The organism is Spirosoma sp. KUDC1026 (genome assembly GCF_013375035.1).
Lineage (GTDB): Bacteria > Bacteroidota > Bacteroidia > Cytophagales > Spirosomataceae > Spirosoma.
In genome coordinates this window covers 765,154-788,111 of the sequence record NZ_CP056032.1, presented here as the reverse complement: position 1 = coordinate 788,111, position 22,958 = coordinate 765,154, and the positions used below count along the sequence as shown (strand labels likewise).

The following is a 22,958-nucleotide window of genomic DNA, read 5'->3' as shown; positions in this document are numbered from 1 at the left end:
TCGTGAAAGATACAAAAATAAAAAGCGAAAGAACGAACGAGTAAAAGAGCAAATACTGGCTATCAGTGTTTTTGACTCCTTTACTCGTTCATTTTTTCGCCTTTACCCTATGATTGCGACGGACGAATCAGCGGGGTTTTTACTTTCTTTTCTTTCTTGGCAACAAACTCGTCCGGCGTGCTTGGATCAGCCGTCGTAAAGTCTGCTGGTACGGCGTCAAAGCCCGTTTTCTTCTCAACAGGCGCGCTTGGCGTACCCGAATCCTTTTCCTGATCACGGCTCAGCGAATCAACAACGATCGGCGTAGCCACGAACAGCGATGAGTACGTACCAACGACAACCCCGATCAGCATGGCGAACGAGAAACCACGGATGGTTTCACCACCGAAGATGAACAGGACCAAGAGTACCAGAATGGTTGAGAAACCAGTTACGGCCGTACGGCTCAAGGTACTGTTCAGGGCGTTGTTAATGATGACCGGGATACTTTCTTTCTTACCCTTGTTTTCGGCCAAGTATTCACGAATCCGGTCAAAGACAACGACGGTATCGTTCATCGAATAACCCATGATCGTCAGAACGGCGCCAACAAATGCCTGATCAACGTCAAGCGAGAAAGGCAGCCAGCCGTTGAAGATCGAGAAGATAGCCAGGATGATTAAGACGTCGTGGAACATAGCCACAACCGCACCATAGCCGAACGCCATTTTCTTGAATCGGATCAGGATGTAGGTGAACACGGCCGCTACGGCGAGCAGAATCGACCAGAGCGCCGACGTCAGCAGGTCATAGGCAATCGTTGGTCCTACTTTCTGCGAGCTTTCAATCCGGGCCGGATTGCCCTGAATGTTGCTCAGTCCCTTGTAGATGGTGGCTTCAGCGCGCTTATCGGCACCCTGCGAGTTGTCATCGACCAGATACGAGGTCGTTACTTTAACCTGGTTGTTGTCGCCAATGCTGGCACCACCGTAAGTTTTAACCTCTGGCGACGAACCCAGCACGCCTTCCAGCGAATTCCGAACGTCGTCCGTGCTAACGGCTTTCTCGAAACGAATCACGTACGAACGACCACCTTTGAAGTCAACACCCAGACCGAAACCTTTGATCAGTACTGAAATGATACCCAGACCAATGATTACCGACGAAACCGTGTAGTACAGTTTCCGGCGCGATACGAAGTCGAAGTTCGAATCGGCGAACAGGTTCTTCGCCCACGATGACGAAAACGTCAGCGTTTTGCCGTTCCGGATGTAGTATTCCAGTAACAGGCGGGTAATGAAGATGGCCGCGAACAGCGAAGTCAGGATACCGATGATCAGCGTAGTCGCAAAACCAAGAATCAGACCCGTACCGAAGATGAACAGGATAACCCCCGTCAGGAAAGTCGTTACGTTCGAGTCAATGATCGACGACAGTGAGTTCTGGAAACCGTCGTGAACGGCCTGCTTAAAGCCTTTGCCCTCAGCCAGTTCTTCTTTGATCCGTTCAAAGATCAGTACGTTGGCATCAACTGCCATCGCGATCGACAAGACGATACCAGCGATACCGGGCATGGTTAATACAGCACCCAGCGACGCCATAACGCCCATCAGGAAGAACAGGTTGATCAGCAGCGCAACGTCAGCAATCAGACCAGCACGGTTGTAGTAGAATACGACAAAGGCCAGTACCAGCAGAATACCTACTGCCGACGAGATCAGACCTGCGCTAACGGCTTCCGAACCCAGCGTAGCCCCCACAACGCTTTCTTCCACAATGTTGGTAGGAGCGGGGAGTTTACCAGCTTTCAGGACGTTGGCCATATCCTTGGTTTCTTCAACGGTGAAGTTACCCGAGATGCTCGAACGACCGTTAGGGATTTCGTTCTGTACGTTTGGCGCGGTGTAAACCAGATTATCGAGCAGGATAGCTACCGGACGACCAATATTAGCAGCGGTCAGGTTTTTCCATTTACGGGCCCCTTCGGCGTTCATGGCCATCGTTACTTCCGGACGACCGCGGTCATCGTAGTCGTTAGCAGCATCCGTAATAACGTCACCTTCCAGCGGAGCGCGACCGCCCGATTTACGTAGGAAGTACAACGGTAGAATTTCTTTCCCATCCGTCGACTTGAACGTTTTCCGATCCCACGCGAATACCGCGTCAACCGGGAACAGCGAGCGAACTTCCGGCGTGTTCAACACCTGGTTGGCGCGGGCCGTATCTTTCAGGTAAACACCCAGTTGATCCTGACCAACGGGCAGGAACAGTTGCGTAAGTGCCGTTCCCTGTGCCGCGGCTGCAGCCGTGTCTTTCGTAGCGGTCGAATCCGCTTTACCGCCCTGCGCCAATTGCGACTCCAGGCTGTTCTGCGTCGTAGCCGTACCAGCTGCTGGAGCAGTAGCATCATTTTTCAAAGCCGCTTTCCGCTCGGCCTCCTGACTAACCAGGTAAGCACCAATTCCTTCCAGTGCAGGCGCCAGTTCGTTCAGGCGATACACTTCCGTGAATTCTAGTTTAGCCGCACCGGTCAGCAGGCGACGAATACGCTCTGGATTATCAACGCCCGGTAATTCGATCTGAATCCGGCCCGAACCTGGCAACCGCTGAATGTTTGGGTTAGCTACCCCGAATTTATCAACCCGTGCCTGAATGATCTGAAACGCACGTGTCGTTGCTCCGTTCACTTCTTCATTCAGCATCCGCCGAACTTCGGCGTCCGACGACTGGTAATTGATTTTACTACGGTTGGCGCTCGTGGCGAAGATGCTGGCCAGTTTCGTATCTGGAGCCAGTGCCTTGAAACGATCAGCGAACAGATCAACAAAGCTCGTGCTGCTCGTTTTCTGCGCTTCGGTAGCTTCTTTCAGTGCCTGGGTGAATTTAGGATCACGGTTATTACCCGACAGGCTCCGCAGAATGTCCGAAGGAGATACTTCCAGCACTACGTGCATACCGCCCTGCAGATCAAGACCCAGTCCCAGTTCGCGCTCGGTTACTTCCTGCAGCGTACTACCCAGATACACATCCTCTTTCCAGAGCGAATCGAGGTATCGTTGTTTTTTGGCGGGGTCAACCTGACCCTGTTTGTTAGTTGCGTAAGCTTCAGCGTCGGCCTTGATACCGCGCGAAACGAACGTAAACGACAGGAAATAAAGGCAGATAGCCGTAAGTATTCCCGTCAGAATTAGTATTCCGGTTTTGTTTTGCATTGAAAGGTTGGCGCAGGCGAATGCCCGTGCAGCTTTTGAGAGAAATTAACCTGGTAAGAAAAAGAAGAAACGTGTTGACAGTCTGTTGATCCAGTAGATACAGTACTATCCCTCACCCGAACTAGGGCGCGTTGGTGGCAATATGATGCCCGAAGACGTGCTTGAAATACGAAAAATAGAAGTGCGGAAGTGTAAAATGCCGGAGTAGGATGACATTTAACAGAAGCAGAATGACCAGCGTAGGGGCTGGCAACAGAAAAGCCGTTTGTGCCGACCCGCCAATCTGAATAACAGGCGTAACGACGGCTTCGAGCTGAGCTGCGCTTAGTTTGGCTTCTTCCGGTTTGGAAGTAGCAGCCTTGCCACTGATGGCTTTTTCAGCAATTACCTTTTTGACCGCCAGCGCCCGTTCATTCCCGGCCGTACTGCGACCTGATGCTGCAGTAAACAGCATAAGCACGGCCAGTAGTAGGCTTGAAAGACGTTGTATGGTTCTTGGTTGCTTCATAAAAGCGTAAGAGGGATGACAAATTTCGCACCAATCCAGCAGTTATGCAAGTGGTTTTTGGCTAGAGAGACAATATTTTCAGGGATAGTTTATACCCGGAACAGTTTGTTTATTTGGTACGTCATGAAACCATAGAAGCTGATTTGAATTAATCGCTTTGGCCGCAAAGTGCGTCTTTTAGTTGCCCACTGCGTTACCGCCCCGGCGGCCCGGTTTTTTCGTCCGTAGCTACGGCTACGCACTCTAAAAGTGCCTTGTTAGCAACTAAAATCCACTACTTTTCGACTCAAATCACTAACTCAAACAGCTTCATAGCCTATTTTGCGTTTATGAATTTACACGAATTTATTCAGCTTGCACTGGCCGAGGATGTGGGCGATGGCGACCATACTTCTTTATCGACGATTCCAGCCAATGCGAAGAAGCGGGCCCGACTTCTGGTTAAAGAGAGCGGCATCCTGGCTGGTGTCGAGGTAGCTAAAGCCGTTTTTGATGAGGTGGATCCTACCTTTCAGGTCGAAGTACTCATGGAAGACGGGGCCAGCATCAAACCCGGCGACATTGTCTTAACTGTCAGCGGCAATGCCCGTAATATACTGACGGCCGAACGACTGGTGCTGAACTGTATGCAGCGTATGAGCGGCATTGCTACGCACACCCGCGAGCTGGTCAATCTGCTGCAGGGAACAAGGGCCAGGTTATTGGATACCCGCAAGACTACGCCGAACTTCCGGATCTGCGAAAAGATGGCGACGAAGATTGGGGGGGCCGTTAACCACCGTTTTGGCTTATATGACCAGATTCTGATCAAGGACAACCACGTGGATTACGCCGGAGGTATCGAAGCGGCCATCACCAAAGCGGTGGCTTACCTGAACGAAACCGGACGGAATCTGAAGATCGAAATTGAAACCCGCAACCGGGCCGAAGTTGAAGAGGTGTTACGTGTTGGTAATGTCGATATTATTCTGCTGGATAATTTCACACCCGACGGTATCCGGGACATGGTTCGCCTGATCGACCGACGGTACGTTACGGAGGCATCGGGCGGCATTGATGAAACAAACCTGCGTGCCTACGCTGAAACCGGTGTTGACTACATTTCGTCCGGTGCGCTGACTCACCAGATCAAAAGCCTGGATTTGAGTCTCAAGGCGTATTGATCTGCTTTACCAAAAACGCCAGCTGCCAGTATCGATTGATATTGGCAGCTGGCGTTTTTGATAGTATTGTTTAACCTACTTCTTCTCCGGCATCAGCACCAGTCGAATGACGTTATCACCGAAATACCGATTAGCGGCTTCTTTGGTGCTCTCAACGGTAACTTTTTTGAGCAGTTCGTCTTCGTGCAGAACCTCGTCGGGGGCATCGCCAGTATAATATTTATTCTGCAGGTAGCCCAGCCAAAACTGGTTGTCTTTCAGCTGCACTTCGGTTTCGCGCCGGGTTTCGGCTTTGAACTTGGCAATGTCGGTGGCATCGGCACCTTTCTTTTTCAGACCGTCGATCAGTTCCTTCGTTTTAGCAATCAGCTTCTCGACGTTTTCGGGCGCGCAGCCAAAGTTGATGCGGAACGTATAGCGCGGCACCGGGTATTTGCTGTAGGCTCCGCTGGCACCTACGCCGTACACCCCACTTTCTTCCTCGCGCAGTTTTTCGATCAGCTTAATCTCCAGCACTTCACTCAGCGCGTCCAGCTGCGTTGTGTTCTCCGGAGACCAGTCCATATTACCGCTGTACACCAACTGTACCGACGCTTTGGGATCGAGGCCCCGGTATACCGTCTTGCTGATCTGGCCCGATGGCGTACGAATACCTAAATCCTTGAATTTCTCCGTTGAACCCGTAGCCGGTAAACCACCCAAGTACCTTTCGACCAGCGGCTTCAACGTTTCTTCACTGACGTTGCCGACAAAAAAGAACGTAAAGTCGCCCGCGTTGGCGAAACGTTCTTTGTAGATAGCCAGCGCGCGATCCAGATCAATTTTATCCAGATCAGCGGGTTTCAGCGGTTGCCGGCGGGGGTTGTTGTTGCCCAGCGTTACGGTTACGGTATCCTGGAATACCCGAGCAGGTGTCGGTGTATTGATCTGGCTTTGCAGCGCGCTTTTCTGATTCGACAAAAACCCTTTCACCACGTCGGCGTCTTTGCGCGGCTGGGTGAAATAACTATACAGCAGTTGCAGCGCTGTTTCCAGATCTTTCGGGGCCGCGCTGCCACTTACGCCTTCGCTCAGTTCACTAATGAACGGATACACACTCACCTGTTTTCCCGCCAGAAATTTGTTCAGCTGAATCTGGTTGAACGCACCCGTACCGCCCAGGGTCGCCAGCGTAGAGGCAAATCGCGCCGACTGGAAGTCGTTCAGATTATAGAGTGACGTACCGCCGAAGCTGGTACCGGCAAACAGAACCTGGTCGTTCTTGAAATCGGTGGGTTTCAGCACAACCTTGACCCCATTTTTGAGCGTCCATTCAGTTACGTCAATGTCCTTAATTTTCTTCGTGTCGACCACAGGCGAGTTGCCCGGTTGCGTGGCCAGCAACGGACTGTCGATGGTTTTGTCGTCATAAGCCGTCAGGTTTTTACCAGCGGCATCAATGAAGTCGATAATCTGTTGCGTCGAAGGCAGTTTGTCTTTGTCTTTTTGAGGAGCCATGACGATGACCGCCCGGTTTTCGTTACGGATGAACTGATCGACCAGCGTATTTACCTCAGGTAGTTTGATGCCGTCCAGCTCTTTTTTTAGGAAGTCATAATAAAACTCAATGCTGGTGTACGGCTCCTTGTTCGTGAAGTTCTGCACGTATTCGTTGACGTAATTCACCGAACGTGTTTTATTCCGCTCACTGTATGCTTGTTCAACACTCGTCATGAATTCCTGCTTGGCGCGGGCCAGTTCGGTAGGGGTGAAGCCAAATTGTTTCACTCGGGCGTTCTCGTCTAGTACCGCCCGAATCGCGCGTTCGACGTTGCCTTCTTTGGCAACGGCTACCGACGTAAAAGCATCCAGATTGCCCAAGAAATCGCCGTAGTTGCTGTACCCACCCAGAAATGGCGGATCGGCCTGCTGCGTTAGCTCCTGAATCCGATTGCCCAGCATGGCGTTGAACAGCCCCCGCTTAATGCCCTCGAGCAGATCGTTCAGCGTCCGTTCCTTGATCTCAGGCCGTTTGTAAATAACCTGCACTACGGTACTGGGCTGTTCCTGGTCGGTGACAATAATGACCTTCGTGTCCTTGTGGGCCGGGATGGAAAACTCAGGGCGGGGCTTCGGGTTTTTCAGCGCTGGAATCCGGCCAAACTTCTCCCGGATAATGCCTTCCACTTCCTTAGGATCAAAATCGCCTACGGCGATAACCGCCATCAGATCGGGGCGGTACCAGTCATGGTAGAACTGACGTAACGTATCGGCGCTGAATGTTTTCAATACGTCTTCGGTGCCAATGGGCAGCCGTCTGGCGTAGATCGAGTTGTTTAGCAGCACCGGGAAATAGGCATCCCGCATCCGCTGACCAGCGCCACGCCCGAGCCGACGCTCTTCCAGTACAACACCACGTTCTTTCTCAATCTCTAACGAGTCGATGGTTGCGTTATGCGCCCAGTCTTCCAGAATCTGAAATGCCTGCCGGAACACATCGGCCGAGTCGGTCGGGACGGGAAGTTGATACACTGTTTCGTCAAAACTTGTGTACGCATTCAGATCGGCCCCGAAACGTACGCCCGATGACTGGAGAAAATCGACCAGCTTGTTCTTGGGGTAATTTTTGGTACCGTTGAACTCCATGTGCTCCATGAAGTGGGCCAGTCCCTGCTGGCCGTCGGTTTCCAGCACCGACCCCGCCCGGACAACCAGTCGGAGTTCAGCCCGGTTTTTCGGTTCGGCGTTCTTCCGAATATAGTAGGTCAGGCCATTGGGCAGCTTACCTACCGTAACGGCCGGATCAGTTGGGATGGGTTTTGCCAGGTTGACACTACTGGTTTTACCAGGTGCTTTGGCAACATTCGTTTTTTTGGTAGGCGTAGCTGGTTTGGGCTGCGCCAGCACTACCGAGGATGTGAGCAGTAAGCTCAAAAAGAAGGGAATACGTCCCATTAGGTCGTTTGCGGATTATAGGTAATACGTGTACTCTGTAACGCAAAAGAATAACGTCAGCGATCCGCGATTCGTTTGCAACATTCCGAATTGAAAGCCGCTTCCTTTGCCGGAATGAGCCATTCCAGATTAAGCCCCTGCACCACAGAAATTAATGCAAACATCACAATAAAAATAAGGTTGTTTTCAGATACGTCGCTTACAGTGAACGCAGTAGCCCCGTTTCTTCTATATTTACTTACGTACCCATTAAGCCTTCCTCTATGTCGATCAATAGCTTTTATCTTGACACGCCTACCGAAACGCCACTCGGACGGGGTATCAAACACATTGGTATTGGTAAATATGGGAGTAAACCGCTGCCGACGGATTTACTGGAAGAATGTCGACAGGCCCTCAACGATCCGGACACGCATCCGCTTCAGCGGGGAGCTTTTCTGGGTGCCTTAATTGCCAAAGGGCCTACCCAGGAGGAAATGACGCTTGAGGATACAATCGGTAAAGGCGCTTTTTCGCATGCTACGTTCTTTATCAATAAAGTCTGCCCGGAACTGCCCGTCGGGATGCTGCCCGTCGCTACGAAGCTGGTGCGCGGTCATAATTTGCAGGCAAGCGAAGCCCAGCAACTAGGAGACTACCTCTTCGGGATTGGTATTAAGCCAGAGGATAACTGCGAAACATTCCGGGGGCTGGCTGCCAGTATCATGCGCGTACGGCACGAGACGAACGAAGAATACCAGGGACTGATGCGGGCGGCCGAACGAACATTTTCGCCGGGGTTCGGCAAAATAAGCTGTGCTACCCGGCCGCTGGTTCAACTGGCCGAACCCTTTGACGGGGTTGAGAATAGCTACCTCATTACGCCCATTCTGGCTCATTTCTTTCAAAAACGGGGCTACGGGGCCGTATCGGCCGTTGGTCGGTCGGGAGGGCCAAAGTTTACGTTGAATGCGCTGGATTTATACATGCACCTCGGCTGTCAGTTTTTGCAAAGCAACCACGAACTCGACACAACCCTGGACCGCTACGGCTGGGTGCTGGATCAGAAGGCGCTGTCACCGGCCCTGAACACCTGGGTAGATCGTCGCCGTATTCTCATTAAACGCCCTTTTCTGGCCACGCTGGAGAAAACCCTGAACCCCTGCCACGCGCAGATTCTCGTTACGTCCGTTTTCCACATTACGTACCAGATGAAAATGGCTGAGCTGGCACTGATGGCGGGTTTCGATGCCGCTATCGTGCTCAAACGCGGGCAGGAAGGCAGTCTTGCGCCCTCTACCAGCCGGGCCAGCGGTATTCTGTGTGCTGTACGAACCCCCCGCGGACATTTATTCTTTCAACACTTCGAAGGTGATGCCGCTACGTTCGCCAACTACCGCACCGAAACCGAAACCCAGCATGAGAATCCACAGGCTACGGATAACGCGAAACTAATCCGGCAGTTTATGGCTGAGGGGAGCAGTACCGACGCTGATTTCGACAATCGGGTCTATTTTGCCCAAGCACTTTACGGCCGGGGGCTCGACTGGATTGAGAGCCAGTTAAAGTAATCACGATTTATCCGAAAATCGTACCTTTATGGTCTGTATTTAGCCAGTAAGGCATGATAGACGTACTGATTATCGGGGGCGGCATTGTTGGCCTGGCAACCGCTCTGCAACTGAAACAGCAACGACCAACGCTCAGCGTCGTGCTCATTGATAAAGAACCAGCCGTTGCCCGCCACCAGACCGGCCACAACAGTGGCGTTATTCACTCGGGGCTGTACTACAAACCAAGTAGCCTGAAAGCAACCAACTGCATTCGGGGTTACCAGATGCTTGTCGACTTCTGTCGGCAGGAGGAGATTCCCTTTGATCTTTGTGGTAAAATTGTCGTAGCCACGAAAACAACAGAAATCCCCCAGCTCAATATGTTGTTCGAGCGGGGACAGCAGAACGGGCTGACGGGCCTTCGTAAACTAACCGCGTCTGAAATGCGCGAGATCGAACCGCACGTTAATGGGGTAGAAGGCATGTTCGTTCCGCAGACCGGCATCATCGATTACAAACAGGTCTGCGACAAATACGCCGAGAAGTTTCAGGCGCTGGGTGGCGAAATCCGGCTGGCCGAGCGCGTGGAGCAGGTTACGTCGGGCAACAGCCTGAATATTGTTGTTACGAACAAGAGCCGCTACGAAACGAAGCTGGTTGTCAACTGCGCGGGTCTGTATTCGGATAAAATTGCTCAGCTAACCCAGTCCGAAGCGCTGGACATTCGAATCATTCCGTTCCGGGGGGAGTATTTCAAGATCCGGCCGGAGAAAGAGTACCTCGTCAAAAACCTGATTTATCCTGTTCCCGACCCGAATTTTCCATTCCTGGGCGTTCACTTTACCCGCATGATCCACGGGGGGGTCGAAGCGGGGCCGAATGCCGTACTGGCTTTTCAGCGGGAAGGATATACTAAGTCGGACATCAATCTGAAAGAGCTGTACGAAACGCTGACCTGGCCGGGTTTCCAGAAAGTAGCCGGTAAATACTGGCAGACAGGTTTAGGTGAAATGTACCGGTCATTCTCCAAGGCAGCGTTTACCAAGGCGCTACAGGAGTTGATTCCGGAAATTCAGGAAAGCGACCTTATCGAAGGTGGCGCGGGCGTTCGGGCGCAGGCCTGTGACCGGACGGGCGGCCTGCTCGACGACTTCGCGATTCTGGAAACCAACAAGGCCATCAACGTAGTGAATGCCCCCTCACCGGCAGCCACCTCGTCGCTGTCAATCGGGCAGACAGTAGCCCAAAAAGCACTGGCTCGTTTTTAATCAATTTTTAAAGCTCAGGCCCGTAAAACGGCCATTTCCAGACAAACATTAGCCAATCAATCTGGTTTTCTATGTAAACGAGGTTTCTAGAAAACAGAGATAGCTATGAATGCGCTTAATCAAATAGAAGCACTGGAAACGCCTTCGGATCTGGAGGAAAAAGGCCGGGAGAAAGTTGCCGAGTCCCTTAACCGACTGGTTGCCGACGCGTTTGCGCTGTATATAAAAACCAAAAATTACCACTGGCACATGTCAGGTCGTCATTTCCGGGATTATCACCTGTTGTTAGACGACCAGGCGACTCAAATTCTGGCGACGATCGACCCACTGGCTGAGCGTGTCCGGAAGATTGGCGGCAATACCATTCGATCGGTTGGCCACGTAGCGCAGTTGCAGCGTGTGAAAGACAACGACGAGGATTTTGTTGGCCCCAAAGAAATGCTGGAGGACTTGGTTAACGAGAATAAAAAGATGGCGAAAAACATGCGTGAAGCTCACAAAATTGCTGATGACGCAGAGGACGTAGCCACCGCCAGCCTGCTGGAAAACTACATTGATGAAACCGAAGAGCGGACCTGGTTCCTGTTCGAAACCACCCGTGATCTGAATTGATTTTAATTGAGTAGTTGCGGTTTGCACCCTACGGCGGTCGTTTTTGTCTAGATTAGTGGACAAAACGACCGCTTCTTTTATATCCTTTATCCAACCTGTATGAAAGTAAGACCCTGCGCTTTAGTCTGGCGGCATTCGGCCGGTCAGACCGAAATTCTTTTGATGCATTACTGCTACGGTGGGCAGGACGTATTTGCACTGCCCGGCGGCAATCCGGATCGGGGCGAAATTCTCCCGCAAACGATTGTTCGTGAATTGCAGGAAGAACTAGGCGTAACGGTCACCGTCGGCGAGATGGTTTTAGCCGGGGAAATGCTGCTGACACAACGTAACGACGACGTCCTGCACGTTGTGTTCGAAGGGCGCGACATGCAGGGCGATCCCGTCCTGAATCCCACCGAGACAACGGCGCTGGGCGTTCTCTGGAAACCCGTTAGCGAGCTTCCGTCGCTGAATCTTTATCCAAACATCGGCGGCCGAATTCAGGAATGGTTCGACAGCACTACGAACCTGGGGTATGTGGGACGGATTGAGCAACAGTATTTCGGGTAAGACTTCCCAGCACCATCGCCAGCATACTGGCTAGTAGCCCGTACATCATTGGATTGTATTCGGTTTCCTGCCAGATGCACAACAGCCAGACAACCAAGCCAGCTAACATAGACCAGAGACAGCCGGTCAGGTTAGCGCGTTTCCAGTAAATCCCCGCCGTTAAGGGAACGAATAATGAAACGAGGCTGAAAGCCGACGATTCACCCACGAGGTCGAAGATATTGGTATCGCGTGTCGTGCTCATCCAGACACAGATTACGGTGATGACCACAACCGCGCAGCGAATGGTCAGCAACAGAGCGCGGTCGCTCAGATCAGGGCGGAAAAACTTTACAATGTTCTCGCCAAAAACGGCAGCGGGGGCCAGGATAGCCCCGCTCGATACACTCAGAATAGCCGACGTAACAGCGCCGAAGAATAAGACCTGCAGCGGCAGGCTACCGTGCCGCATCACCATATTGGGAATAATCATCTGATTATCTTCGGGCAGATCCGGGTGGACCAGTTTCGCCATCAGCGCGATTAATAAGGGGAGCATGGCAATAGTCAGGTACATACCCGACGCTAGGTACGACGCACGCACAGAGGTGTTCTCGGTTTTGGCCGCCATTACCCGTTGAAAAATATCCTGTTGCGGAATCGATCCCAGCCCGATCGTAATCCAGGCCGCTACGTACTCAATCCAGTTTTTAAAAGTAGGGGGGGGCAAAAAACGAAAGAAACCGGGGGGAGTTTTTTCCTGAATCCGACTAAAGTCTCCTACCTCACGCCAGAGCAGAACGGCCAGCACCACCAGTGCTATGACGATGATCAGGTTATGAAAAAAGTCGGTAATGGAGATTGACCACATGCCCCCCAGCAGTGTATAAAGCATTACCACAGCCGCGCTGAACAAGATGCAGTATTCGCGGGGAACATCCGTCACGACACTCAATACAATGCCGATGGCGACCAGTTGTGCTGCAATCCAGCTAAAGTAGGAGGGGATCACCATTACGGCCGACAGCAGCTCTGCCGAACGCCCGAACCGAAGCCGGAAGTAGTCGCTGAAGGTCGTGATTCGTAAGCGATAGAGCGGTCGGGCAAAGAAAGCACCGACTAGAAACAGACACAGAGCCGAACCAAAGGGTTCTTCAATAACGGCCTGTACGCCCCCTTCCACAAACATGGCCGGGGCACCCATGATGGTCTCGGAGCCAAACCAGGTAGCGAACGTAACGGAAGCTGCCAGTACCAGCGGCAATTGCCGTCCGGCCAGCACGAAATCCTGGGCCGTTGTTACCCGGCGAGCTGCCCAGACGCCAACGGCTATGTTAGCCAGTAAATACAGTGCAATGAGCGATAGGAGCATGGTCGTCTTTTCAGGCGATACGATCTAAATCTACAGCAAAGCGGCTTTACTACGCCAACCGTTTACGAATAACCTACCGCACAACGGCCAGTTTACCCGCCAAACCTTCCAGCCCATCAGCCGTAACGACCACCACGAGGTAAATGCCCGTCTGCGCCGACCGGCCCCGATAATCGCGCAGATCCCAGGTGGCGGTTCCCCCCTGCGACCGGGTTTGGTAGACCAGCAGTCCACCCGCATCAAGGATTTTTACCGTCGCGTTATCAGTCAGCCCCCGAATGCCAACGGTCCCCGTAAAATCAGGGCGGACGGGGTTGGGAAAAATAACGGCTGTGCTCAATTGTTCGGCGGGTTCGGTAGCGGCTCCTCGATACGTAGTGATACCCTTGCTGGTTTTAATGAAAACGTTGCCGCTAACCGGTTCGACAGCCAGCGCATCGATGGGGTTGACGGGTAGGGGGCTGTTACCTGCCGTGAACGTATTTACCAGTTGCGACCCGTCGGCAGATACCTGATAGAGCCCATTCAATGTGCCTATCCATTTTCGATTGCCGCCATCAACTGCTAAGGCCGTAACGGTTTCGTTCGCCAGTAGCCGACGCCCGTTCAGCAGCGGTGGCTGAGCATTGATTTGAGCATTGAACACCCCAGCCGGGTTATCAAAAACAGTTGGACCCAGATCAGTCCCCACCCAGATCAATCCGGTACGATCTTTCACCAACGCCCGAACGCTGTTCGTCAGCAAGCCCCCCTGGTTCTGTAGTGTAGTCAGGTAACGGCTTCGGTTCGTTAGTGGATCGAAAACCAGGATTCCCCGACCAGGTTCGAGCTGGAGCCAGACAAATCCGTTATCGTCCGGCACGATATTCAGAATGGTTAGCTGCGTCAGCGCCGTAAACGTCTTGAATTGCCCGTCTACTTCCCGAACGTGTAATACGGGACGGCGGCCTTCAAAAGTAGCGATCCAGAGATTTCCAACCGCGTCGGCCGACAGGCTGGTAATATAGGGACTGATCGTACCAGGCAGCGTTACGGGCGTCAGGGGTTGCCCAGCGGTCTGGCTCCATAAGCCTCCGCCATACGTTCCGATGTATAATCGCTGCTCATTGGGCAAATACGCAGCCGAGTTGGCACTATTAACTAATTGACTGTTTGCAACAGGCTGCCATTGATTGTCGGAAACATAAAACGATTCGAGCGCCGGACGGCTCAACGTAGGCGCAGTCTGATCGGTAGGACTATTCGGTAGAGCGACCAGCGTATTAGGATACGTGTACAGGTTGGCAAACTGATCCTGAATGGGACCAGTCGGAGCGATCCGCGACACACCTGCCTGACGGGCAATCAGCAGGCCCTGCTGCTCATCAGCCAGCCAGATTGTTGTCCCATCAGTCTGAGCTTGTCTGGCAGCACCACTCAGCAAAGGGCTTGTAAGTTGGTTTCCGCTCGAAAGCTGAACCCGATTAAGGGTATTGATAATTAAATTGGGCCCAGATACAAAAATCCGGATGGGGGAGCTGGCCAGGGATTGCGTCAACACCCAGTTTCCGGCTCGCCGTTCGAAGGTGCCCCGTCCATTGGCAGCCGCCAACACGCGGCCCTGATACGTAACGATTGACTCAGTCTGGGGCCCCGGTACCGAGATAGGTCGCCAGTTGGCCGGGTCAGCAAAATTGACCGTGGACGACAGCCGAATAGCTCGAAGCTGGTATGTGGCAGTGCTATCCGCGGTGCCCGTTCGGGCGTAGAGACTATCAGCCGTGGCGGCTGTCTGATAAATTCGATTGGCTAGGCCGTCGGTTCGCTGGCTGATGTACGTATCGCGGATTTCGTCCTGTATAATATCCAGGAGCACGACTCCAAAGTCGGTACTGAGGTAAACCGCGTTACCGACCCGGTTCATGTGGTTAATCGTACGGGACGTCGGTAGATTTGTACTGTTCGGAATCGTATTAATGTTGGTGATCCGCTCAGGCGTGTTCGTGCCCGACAGGCGAATGAAGTCTAGATTACCACTTCGATAACCAATAAGCAGTCGGTTCTGATCGGCCAGATAGAGCAGGCTGCTGATACCAACATCGCTGAATCCATCTTCTTTCCCCAGAATAGTTGTTTCACCCGACGTCATGTCGTAGTAAAAAAAGCCATTGACCGTAGCCGTATAGACTTTGTCACCGACCACGGCAACAGCCTGCCCGGACTGATAACTGACCAGGGGTTGCCAGCTACCAATCTGTGCCTGCGTATCTATCTGCTGGCTTAGCGCAAACACCAGCGCCAGCAGCCAGGCAAACAGCTGGTCAGACCTGTTCCTTTTCTTAGACGTTGCGCTCATTGTCGTCTTCGTAAACCCACTCCTTGGGTACGGCCTCATCGCCCAGGTTAAAGCAACGGCGGCAACGGGCTTCGTAGCTATCGGTCTCGCCGAGCAATACCCGCTCTTTCGACGCCACAAGCCGGTAGGAATACTGAGCAATATCACCACAGACTACGCAGATAGCGTGTACTTTCGTTACGTATTCGGCGGTGGCCAGCAGCTGGGGCATGCAACCAAATGGCTTACCCGAAAAATCCATATCCAGGCCCGCCACCACTACGCGCTTACCCTGGTTAGCCAGTTTCTGGCAGACAGTCACGATTTCCTCATCAAAAAACTGGGCTTCGTCGATACCAACTACCTCACAGTCACCCGCCAGTTCCAGCACCTGACCAGCCGTTTGTACGGGTGTTGATGCGATGGCGCGGGCCGAGTGCGAAACGATATTTTCTTCGTGGTAGCGAGTGTCGAGCGCAGGCTTAAAAATCAGTACGTTGAGCTTGGCAATTTGGGCGCGGGTAAGCCGCCGGATCAGTTCCTCGGTTTTGCCGGAAAACATAGAACCGCAGATTACCTCAATCCAGCCAGTTCGCAGGTGGGGTGGTTCGCGACGTCGGGTAGGTTCGATAAACATGAAAGTATCAGTCGTTGCGGGTCCGTTTGCGATGATCAGATCTCATAAAATTGAGGGGTGAGCCTGGCCTGATTTATGCACTAACCCTGTTTTTTTGATTTATTTACGGGCAAAATCTGGTTTGCAGCCGAAAACCATATCTTTACAAAAAACGGGCTTTTCCTGATGTCGAACAAGTTTAATGCGAATGCTCTTGCGGAGTACAGCAAGTCCTACGCGCGTCGTATCGCGGCAGATTTTTACCAGCATCACGCTACTATTGACGGCAGCCAGATTCTGTCGCTGACGCCAATCAGGCAGATCAATCTGTTTGTTGTCAGCTTCTTATCGACGAAATGGCAGAGCGACGCGGAGAAGTTCCGTAGTCCTTTTTTCGATTTTACGAATGCTGAGGTTCAGGAAGCGCTTCAGCACTTTATGAATGTCGTGTCGCAGCACATTTCCGTCCGGCGCGAACACCTCGAACCAATTCTGGCCGATGCCGTCAGCAAGACCATTACATTGATTTTCGACCCGCGGGGTTATTTCGATGAACTGCTTCGGGCGCAACCCGATTTCATGCTGACCGAAACTGCCCTTCGGCAGATTACTCGTTACACCAAGATCAACGAATTTATTCCGGCTCACCTGTCCCAGCGCATGGCCGGAAAATCCTTTGTGTACGTCAACCAGGCCATTACATATCTGGACGAAGTCCTGGCCCAGCGTGGCCATGAACTGGCGCGTCACGATCAGTTCGTCGAGTTGTTTTCGGAGAAAGTGCCCATGAACGTATCGGCGCTGTTACGTAGCCATGTACCAGACGTAATTCCAGCTGCGCCTACGCGCTCGTTCTTCGACACAGCTACGGAGCCAACTACGCCCCCGGCCCCGCTGGTCCCCGCAGCCGCAACACCCGAGAATGTTACTCCGGCCATTCCACCCCAGCCCGACCCGACACCAGCCCCAACCAGCAGTGACGATAGTGCATCGGGTGGAGCTCTGTTTCTGGATGGTGGTTCGGGACCAGTACCAGTTGCGCCCATTAGTCAGCCATCCCAATTGGAGACGGGCGGTATCTCGCAGCCGTCGACTTCTGTCGTTAATGAAACGTTGAAGAGCGTTGATCCCACCCCGACGCTGAACGATACGTTACGGGAGCCGGGCAGCGAGCCCAACACCGTGGCTGAATCGTTCAACCGAGCACCCATTGAGAGCATTGCCCGCAGCATTTCGCTGAACCAGAAATTTCGGTTTATCAATCAGCTTTTCAACGGTAACCCCAGCGCTTACAACCAGGCCATCGAAGAAATTGATACGCTGGATAATTACGGCCAGGCGCTGGATCTGATTTCGTATCGCTATGCCTCACAATACTTCTGGAACATGAGCAGCGACGAAGTAAGTGAGCTGATCGAGATTCTGAAACGCCGTTTCGCGTAGACTGCGAATAAACAGCTGATTTCCATTTAATTAATTTGTTTGTAAACATCACGTTGTTCTCGTCTTTTCGCGTTTGGGGCCTGCTTGTTTAGTATGCTCTACCTACCGTCAACGAAAGAGAATGTTACGTTTTGTTTCTGTCCTAACGGCCATCGGCTGGTTAGTCAGTACGTCTGTGCGCGCGCAGCCCGGTTCGTTGCAGCAGCGCGAGATTAACCTTAACACCTACCTGCAGGAACTGTTTCCGGTTCAGATCGAAGGTATCGACTACCAGTCGGTCTACGACGGCCTGACGCAGTTATACGCCAATCCGCTCAACCTGAATACAGCCTCCCGCGATGAACTGGCGGCTACGTACCTGCTCTCCGAGCGGCAGTTGAGTAGTCTGATCGAATACCGGACTCTGTATGGCGATCTGCTGGCGGTTCAGGAGCTACAGGCCGTCCCCGCTTTTGACCTCCCCACCATCCGCCGATTACTTCCCTTCGTGACCGTTGCCACGGGAAAGGGTGTGTTTGGTGGCTTACCAACGCCAACGGATAATTTTTTTATTCTTCGCTACGAACAGGTGCTGGAACAGCAGAAAGGGTTTTCGCCGGCTATTCCCGATAAAAAGGGACAATTGCCCACGCGTTACGTGGGCAATTCGCAGCAATGGTACGCCCGCTACCGCTATAGTCGACCAGGCGCTTTCAGCGTGGGACTAACGGCGGAGAAAGACCCCGGCGAGGTAGCGGGCTGGCAACCAATCAAACGCCAATACGGGGCTGATTACGTTTCCTTCCACCTGCAGGTTCAAAACCGGCGTCGCTGGCGAAATATCGTTGTGGGCGATTATCAGCTTCAGATCGGGCAGGGGTTGATCCTATCGTCTGGTTTTGTGCTGGGCAAGAGTTCGGAAACCGTGCAGACAGTCCGCCGTTCAACGCTGGGAGCCCGGCCCTATACCTCCCTCACTGAGTATGGCTATTTTCGGGGTGGTGCTGCTACGTATGCTATCAATGCAAATTTCGACCTGACACTAATGGCCGCCCGGAATCGGCGCGATGCCAACACGACCCCCGGCGCGGCCGATGAAGGCCTTGTTGCTACGTCCCTGCAAACGTCGGGTCTCCACCGCACACCGTCCGAGATCGACGACCAGGCCAGCTTGCTCGAAACCAATTTGGGGGCGCATCTTCTGTATCATAACCGGCAGCAGCTTCAACTGGGTCTGACGGCGTTGCAGACGACGTACGACAAGCTTTTCCGGAAGCGTGATCTGGCGTATAACCAGTACGAGTTTACGGGTCATCGCAATCTGGTTATAGGGTTGCACGGTGGCTATGTCTGGCGCAACTGGAATCTGTTTGGCGAGCTGGCACGTAGCGCGGGTTCGCAGACAAACAGTGGCGGAGTGGGCTTCGTTGGTGGCGCGTTGACCAGCCTGACGAAGCGACTGGATATGGCGCTTATCCTTCGGCATTATGATCGAAATTTTCACAGTTTTTACGCCAATGCTTTCAGCGAAAGCGGCCGAAACAGCAACGAAACCGGGTTATACCTGGGCACAAAGTACGTTATCTACCGCAAGCTGACGGTTGGTGGTTTCATTGATTTCTTCCGTTTTCCCTGGCTGAAATATCTGGTCGATACACCCTCGAGCGGCTTTGATTATCTGATGCAAGCTCGTTACACGCCCGATCGGCAGACATCTTTTTCCGTCGTTTATCACGATGAATACAAAGAGAAAAATCTGCCGTCGGACAGCAGGAATAAGCGTGTGGTCGGCACTACCCGCCGGAGCTTTGTGCTTAGCGCCCAATATGTACCACTGCGGAATCTAATGCTCCAGTCGCGGGCGCAGTGGGGAAGTTTTGGGTACGCCGGTCAGTCGGCCTCCCAGGGATTCGCGCTGGTACAGGACGCTACGTTAAGTTGGCGACGAGTCAATGTAACGGCTCGTGTTGCCCTGTTTGGAACTGATGATTACGACAGTCGGCAGTACGTCTACGAACGGGATGTGCTGTATGCCTTTTCGTTTCCTGCCTACTTCAATCGGGGTATCCGGCACTATGTGCTGTTCCAGTATGCCCTGAGTCAGCATCTGGACCTGTGGATGCGCTGGGCCCGGACGGATATAACCAATCAACCCACCGTTGGCTCGGGCCTCGACCTGATCGACAAACCTCACAAAACCGAAGTAAAAGCCCAGCTCCGATGGCGCTTTTAGCGTTTATAGAGCTAAGGTGTAGGACACAAATTTTAGACAGGATTACAGGATGTTTAAAATTTTATTACTCCTGCAATTCGTCTAAAAATCGTTACTCTTTGTTCAGGTAGGCAATCAGATCGGTCAGTTGCTGATCGGTCAGGCCGATGGTCGATGAACTGGGCATCAGGCTACGGTTGTGCTGTCGCCGTGAGGTAATCTCGCTTACTTCCAGTACGTGATTCTGACCAGTAATTCCCCGAAGCGTTAGATTTTTGCCCGTTTCGGCAACGATAAATCCGTAATACGTCTGACCGGGTTTCGTCACAATCATCCAGGGTTCGTAGCCAGGCGTTAATTCCGCACCAGGATTAGTGATGGCTTTTAGCAATCCTTCCCGATCCAGTTTCTGGTGTATGTTGGTTAGATCAGGCCCCACGTCTTTCCCTTTGGTGCCGTACCGATGACATTTGGCACAACTGGTCGTGAAGACCAGCTGACCCGCCAGCGCACTACGGCTGGTGCCCGTTGTTGGTGCTTTTTTACGATTTTCGATGGTTAACACGTACGGTTCCTTAACCGCTACTTTCGTCGACTCGGCTACGACTTTGGCGGGTTCCGGTTTAGCCGGCTCGGACGTTGCCACATCAGGACGCGGGGCAGCCGTAGTCGGCTCAGTTAGGACCACCGCTGATCGGCTCGAATCCTGAACAGGCCGGTCAGCTACAGGCTTAGGCTCAGCCGAACGAGCGACCTGAGTCGTTTCCGCCTGCGCGATGACTTTTTCGGCTGGCTTGCTAACCGGTTTAGGGGCTACAGGTTCTTCTGTTTTTACGGGAGCGGCAGCAACTGTCTCCGTTGCAGGTGGTGGGGTTTGCCGGGTAGGTGCGGATGTTTTCTTTGTCCAGAAGGTAGCCTGCTCGGCAGTAGTTTTATCAGTGGATGTTGCCAATTCGGTTAGCGCGCTCATCGCTTCTGGATTACCAATAAATCCCAGCGTAACAATGGCCTGCTTCCGATCCTCGGCCGATAACTTCTTCGATTCAGCCCGTTTCTTCAACATTGGAATAGCCGTGACCGGACGAAACTCCCAGACCAGGTTAGCTATACGAGAATTCCATTCGGCCGGATCAGCCGGCAGCGTTGGGCGCAGATCGGCAAAAAGAGCATCCGCTTTTCCATCGGCAGCCTGACCAAGAGCGGCCAGGTAGAATGCATCCTTGCCGTCATATTCCCGCACCAGATTCAGCAACATTCGTCGGCACTCGTCGTAGGGAACATCCCGCAGTGCAATAGCAACCTCCCGCCGGATAGCCGGATCTGGGTCTGTTGAGAGGTTGCCCAGAAGCGGTAACAGCGTTTGCTGCCCGGCCGTCAGCTCTGGATTGGCCGTTGAATTTTCGGGCGTAATGCTACGTAGCGCCCGCAATGCCACCAGCCGAATTCGGGGATCGCCGGATTTCAGCAGTTTTTCTACTTCAAACTGCCCCTCGGCACCCAGCCGAGCCAGCAAATAGATCGCCCGCGACCGATGGTACGGATTCAGCGACGAGAGCAGCGCCAGCACCGGGGCTACAGCTTTTTCTTTCTGCGCAGCCAGAGCGGCAAAGCCTGCCGCCCGCACGCTGACGGCCGGATTCAGCAATGCATTGATCTGGCCAGCGGTTGTCTGCAGATCGATACGTGGATTTTGCAGCTTTTTGCCCCGCGGCACAATCCGATAAATTCGCCCGCGCCCTTCTCGATCATTCATCTGATGGCCACCTTCTACGGCATCATACCAGTCTGTTACGTATAAAGCACCATCGGTTCCAATAGCGACGTCGTTCGGGCGAAACCAGCGCCGGTTGTCGGTTTCAGCTTTGCCAGGTTTGTAATCGGTCGGTAATTCGGGCAGCGTACTCAGGAGCGGGTAGGGGGTAAGCCGGTAACCGGCACCCGACATACTGGGCCGGTAGCCGATCAGGGCATTGCGTCCGGCATCAGTGCTCAGAACCATACCCCGGTAGGGCGCTCCCAGAAAATCGTCTTCGTATACTGTCATTCCTTTGGGTGATCCCGGCCCGGTCTGATCGCCAATGGGCAGCACCCCCGGGTCTTCCTGGTGCCACTGCGCCAGGGCGGCTGATTGGCCGGGGCGCTGGTCCTGCTGCCAGGTATGGGTTCCCTTTGCGCCGTAAGCCCCCAGGCTGGCCCCTTCCAGCAACCAGTTTGTTCGACTGATGCCGTTGGCGACATCGCCATTATTGTCACTTTGCCACTGATTTCCGTACGAATCCATGGCTGTTTCGTAACTGTTTCGGTAGTTATGCCCTACGACTTTCATACCGGAGCCATCCGGGTTGATTCGCAGTGTAAGCCCTCCCGACCAGACGCGTCCATCGTCGCTGGTCTGATTGCCTTCGTTGGTTCTGTTGTACGGCGACCCACCCGTATAAACGCTGCCCGCCCGTAGCATCCAGCCGTCCTTGTCGGTTACGATATGGGGGCCCGCATCCCCTACGTTGACGTAGTAGCGTCCGTCGGGACCAGGGCTGAGCGCGTGCAGCCCGTGATCATGATCCAGCCCGCCAAAGCCATCTAATAGGATTTCTTTCCGATCCGGCTTATCGTCGCCATTTTCGTCAGTGTAGACAACGATATTGGGTGAGCAGGAAACATAAACTTTGTTGCCGATGACTGAAATACCAAAGGGAGAAATCAGCTCCGGGTCCGTTACGAATACTTTACTCCGGTCGGCCCGGCCATCGCCGTCGGTATCTTCCAGAATAACGATACGTTCGCCATTTGGGTGACTGAGTCGCCCCTCCGCTTTATTGGTAAACTGTCGATAGTTAACGCTTTCCGTGATCCATACCCGACCTTTGACGTCAATGTCCAGACTGGTCGGATTGTAGAACATGGGCGTTTCAGCCCACAACGTAGCATCCAGCTCCGGAGCCAGATAAAGCGTTTCGTCGGCGGCAGATGACGGTTTTTCCGGCAATTTTGCAAAAGTCGGATGCGCAGACCTGTCGATAGTCTCCGTCGGCAGGGAATCGGAAATAAACAGTAGTGAGGCTGTTACAAGCGCAACAGGCACCGTATAGAGAAAGGGAACGCTTAATCGTATCATGAAAAACTGGTTGCTACGGGTAGGGCAGCAACTGACTTATTCTTTAACTGAATAAACAAGGTTATGTCGGCGACTTGGAAATACTATTTCCCACCGCCAAACTTACGCGCAGATTACACCACCATCTATCTCACGAACCGGACAGTCAGATAGAATGGTCTGTTTGTA

14 protein-coding genes are annotated in these 22,958 nt (G+C 53.0%); 7 read left to right on the top strand and 7 right to left on the bottom strand.

Annotation, left to right across the window (positions count from 1 at the left end):
• Positions 1 to 107: 107 nt before the first annotated feature.
• A complete protein-coding gene (secDF, locus tag HU175_RS03360) occupies positions 108 to 3,191 on the bottom strand; it encodes a protein translocase subunit SecDF (RefSeq protein WP_176565237.1) in 3,084 nt (1,027 codons plus the stop codon).
• Between the two features lie 121 nt (positions 3,192 to 3,312).
• Positions 3,313 to 3,645 carry a hypothetical protein gene (locus HU175_RS03355; RefSeq protein ID WP_228724308.1) on the bottom strand — a complete coding sequence of 111 codons (333 nt, stop codon included), beginning with the start codon at positions 3,643 to 3,645 and terminating at the stop codon, positions 3,313 to 3,315.
• Positions 3,646 to 4,028: 383 nt separating this feature from the next.
• On the opposite strand from HU175_RS03355, the gene nadC reads away from it, so the two are divergent.
• Positions 4,029 to 4,862: a carboxylating nicotinate-nucleotide diphosphorylase gene (gene nadC, locus HU175_RS03350; RefSeq protein WP_176565235.1), complete on the top strand. Its 834-nt coding sequence runs from the start codon at positions 4,029 to 4,031 to the stop codon at positions 4,860 to 4,862.
• Between the two features lie 75 nt (positions 4,863 to 4,937).
• Here the strand turns inward: nadC and HU175_RS03345 are convergent, their stop codons facing one another.
• The gene (locus HU175_RS03345) at positions 4,938 to 7,796 is read right to left on the bottom strand and encodes a M16 family metallopeptidase (RefSeq protein WP_176565234.1); all 2,859 of its coding nucleotides are present in this window, start codon (positions 7,794 to 7,796) and stop codon (positions 4,938 to 4,940) included.
• A gap of 263 nt (positions 7,797 to 8,059) precedes the next feature.
• On the opposite strand from HU175_RS03345, the gene HU175_RS03340 reads away from it, so the two are divergent.
• From HU175_RS03340 to HU175_RS03325, 4 genes are all read left to right on the top strand, one after another.
• Positions 8,060 to 9,346: an anthranilate phosphoribosyltransferase gene (locus HU175_RS03340; protein ID WP_176565233.1), complete on the top strand. Its 1,287-nt coding sequence runs from the start codon at positions 8,060 to 8,062 to the stop codon at positions 9,344 to 9,346.
• Between the two features lie 53 nt (positions 9,347 to 9,399).
• Positions 9,400 to 10,596 carry an L-2-hydroxyglutarate oxidase gene (lhgO, locus tag HU175_RS03335; protein WP_176565232.1) on the top strand — a complete coding sequence of 399 codons (1,197 nt, stop codon included), beginning with the start codon at positions 9,400 to 9,402 and terminating at the stop codon, positions 10,594 to 10,596.
• Between the two features lie 105 nt (positions 10,597 to 10,701).
• The gene (locus HU175_RS03330) at positions 10,702 to 11,208 is read left to right on the top strand and encodes a Dps family protein (RefSeq protein WP_176565231.1); all 507 of its coding nucleotides are present in this window, start codon (positions 10,702 to 10,704) and stop codon (positions 11,206 to 11,208) included.
• Positions 11,209 to 11,307: 99 nt separating this feature from the next.
• Positions 11,308 to 11,760 carry an NUDIX domain-containing protein gene (locus tag HU175_RS03325; protein WP_176565230.1) on the top strand — a complete coding sequence of 151 codons (453 nt, stop codon included), beginning with the start codon at positions 11,308 to 11,310 and terminating at the stop codon, positions 11,758 to 11,760.
• Here HU175_RS03325 and HU175_RS03320 read toward each other — a convergent pair.
• The 3 genes from HU175_RS03320 to HU175_RS03310 form a co-directional block, all read right to left on the bottom strand.
• On the bottom strand, positions 11,711 to 13,111 hold the full coding sequence (locus tag HU175_RS03320) for a sodium:solute symporter family protein (protein WP_176565229.1): 1,401 nt from the start codon (positions 13,109 to 13,111) through the stop codon (positions 11,711 to 11,713). The genes HU175_RS03325 and HU175_RS03320 overlap by 50 nt on opposite strands.
• Positions 13,112 to 13,184: 73 nt before the next feature.
• Positions 13,185 to 15,446: a two-component regulator propeller domain-containing protein gene (locus HU175_RS03315; protein WP_176565228.1), complete on the bottom strand. Its 2,262-nt coding sequence runs from the start codon at positions 15,444 to 15,446 to the stop codon at positions 13,185 to 13,187.
• Entirely contained in the window at positions 15,430 to 16,062 is a 633-nt protein-coding gene (locus tag HU175_RS03310) for a thymidine kinase (RefSeq protein WP_176565227.1), read from the bottom strand. Before HU175_RS03310 ends, HU175_RS03315 begins: the two co-directional genes overlap by 17 nt.
• 165 nt (positions 16,063 to 16,227) lie before the next feature.
• On the opposite strand from HU175_RS03310, the gene HU175_RS03305 reads away from it, so the two are divergent.
• Positions 16,228 to 17,484 carry a hypothetical protein gene (locus HU175_RS03305; protein WP_176565226.1) on the top strand — a complete coding sequence of 419 codons (1,257 nt, stop codon included), beginning with the start codon at positions 16,228 to 16,230 and terminating at the stop codon, positions 17,482 to 17,484.
• Between the two features lie 121 nt (positions 17,485 to 17,605).
• Positions 17,606 to 19,696: a ComEA family DNA-binding protein gene (locus HU175_RS03300; protein ID WP_176565225.1), complete on the top strand. Its 2,091-nt coding sequence runs from the start codon at positions 17,606 to 17,608 to the stop codon at positions 19,694 to 19,696.
• 91 nt (positions 19,697 to 19,787) lie between these two features.
• Here the strand turns inward: HU175_RS03300 and HU175_RS03295 are convergent, their stop codons facing one another.
• Positions 19,788 to 22,790 carry a PVC-type heme-binding CxxCH protein gene (locus tag HU175_RS03295; protein ID WP_176565224.1) on the bottom strand — a complete coding sequence of 1,001 codons (3,003 nt, stop codon included), beginning with the start codon at positions 22,788 to 22,790 and terminating at the stop codon, positions 19,788 to 19,790.
• Between the last annotated feature and the right edge of the window lie 168 nt (positions 22,791 to 22,958).

Coding starts and splice junctions, on each gene's coding strand:
- HU175_RS03310 (WP_176565227.1), bottom strand. CDS start 16,062: ATGTTTATCGAACCTACCCGACGTCGCGAACCACCCCACCTGCGAACT.
- HU175_RS03345 (WP_176565234.1), bottom strand. CDS start 7,796: ATGGGACGTATTCCCTTCTTTTTGAGCTTACTGCTCACATCCTCGGTA.
- HU175_RS03340 (WP_176565233.1), top strand. CDS start 8,060: ATGTCGATCAATAGCTTTTATCTTGACACGCCTACCGAAACGCCACTC.
- HU175_RS03300 (WP_176565225.1), top strand. CDS start 17,606: ATGTTACGTTTTGTTTCTGTCCTAACGGCCATCGGCTGGTTAGTCAGT.
- HU175_RS03355 (WP_228724308.1), bottom strand. CDS start 3,645: ATGCTGTTTACTGCAGCATCAGGTCGCAGTACGGCCGGGAATGAACGG.
- lhgO (WP_176565232.1), top strand. CDS start 9,400: ATGATAGACGTACTGATTATCGGGGGCGGCATTGTTGGCCTGGCAACC.
- HU175_RS03295 (WP_176565224.1), bottom strand. CDS start 22,790: ATGATACGATTAAGCGTTCCCTTTCTCTATACGGTGCCTGTTGCGCTT.
- HU175_RS03305 (WP_176565226.1), top strand. CDS start 16,228: ATGTCGAACAAGTTTAATGCGAATGCTCTTGCGGAGTACAGCAAGTCC.
- HU175_RS03325 (WP_176565230.1), top strand. CDS start 11,308: ATGAAAGTAAGACCCTGCGCTTTAGTCTGGCGGCATTCGGCCGGTCAG.
- nadC (WP_176565235.1), top strand. CDS start 4,029: ATGAATTTACACGAATTTATTCAGCTTGCACTGGCCGAGGATGTGGGC.
- secDF (WP_176565237.1), bottom strand. CDS start 3,191: ATGCAAAACAAAACCGGAATACTAATTCTGACGGGAATACTTACGGCT.
- HU175_RS03315 (WP_176565228.1), bottom strand. CDS start 15,446: ATGAGCGCAACGTCTAAGAAAAGGAACAGGTCTGACCAGCTGTTTGCC.
- HU175_RS03330 (WP_176565231.1), top strand. CDS start 10,702: ATGAATGCGCTTAATCAAATAGAAGCACTGGAAACGCCTTCGGATCTG.
- HU175_RS03320 (WP_176565229.1), bottom strand. CDS start 13,111: ATGCTCCTATCGCTCATTGCACTGTATTTACTGGCTAACATAGCCGTT.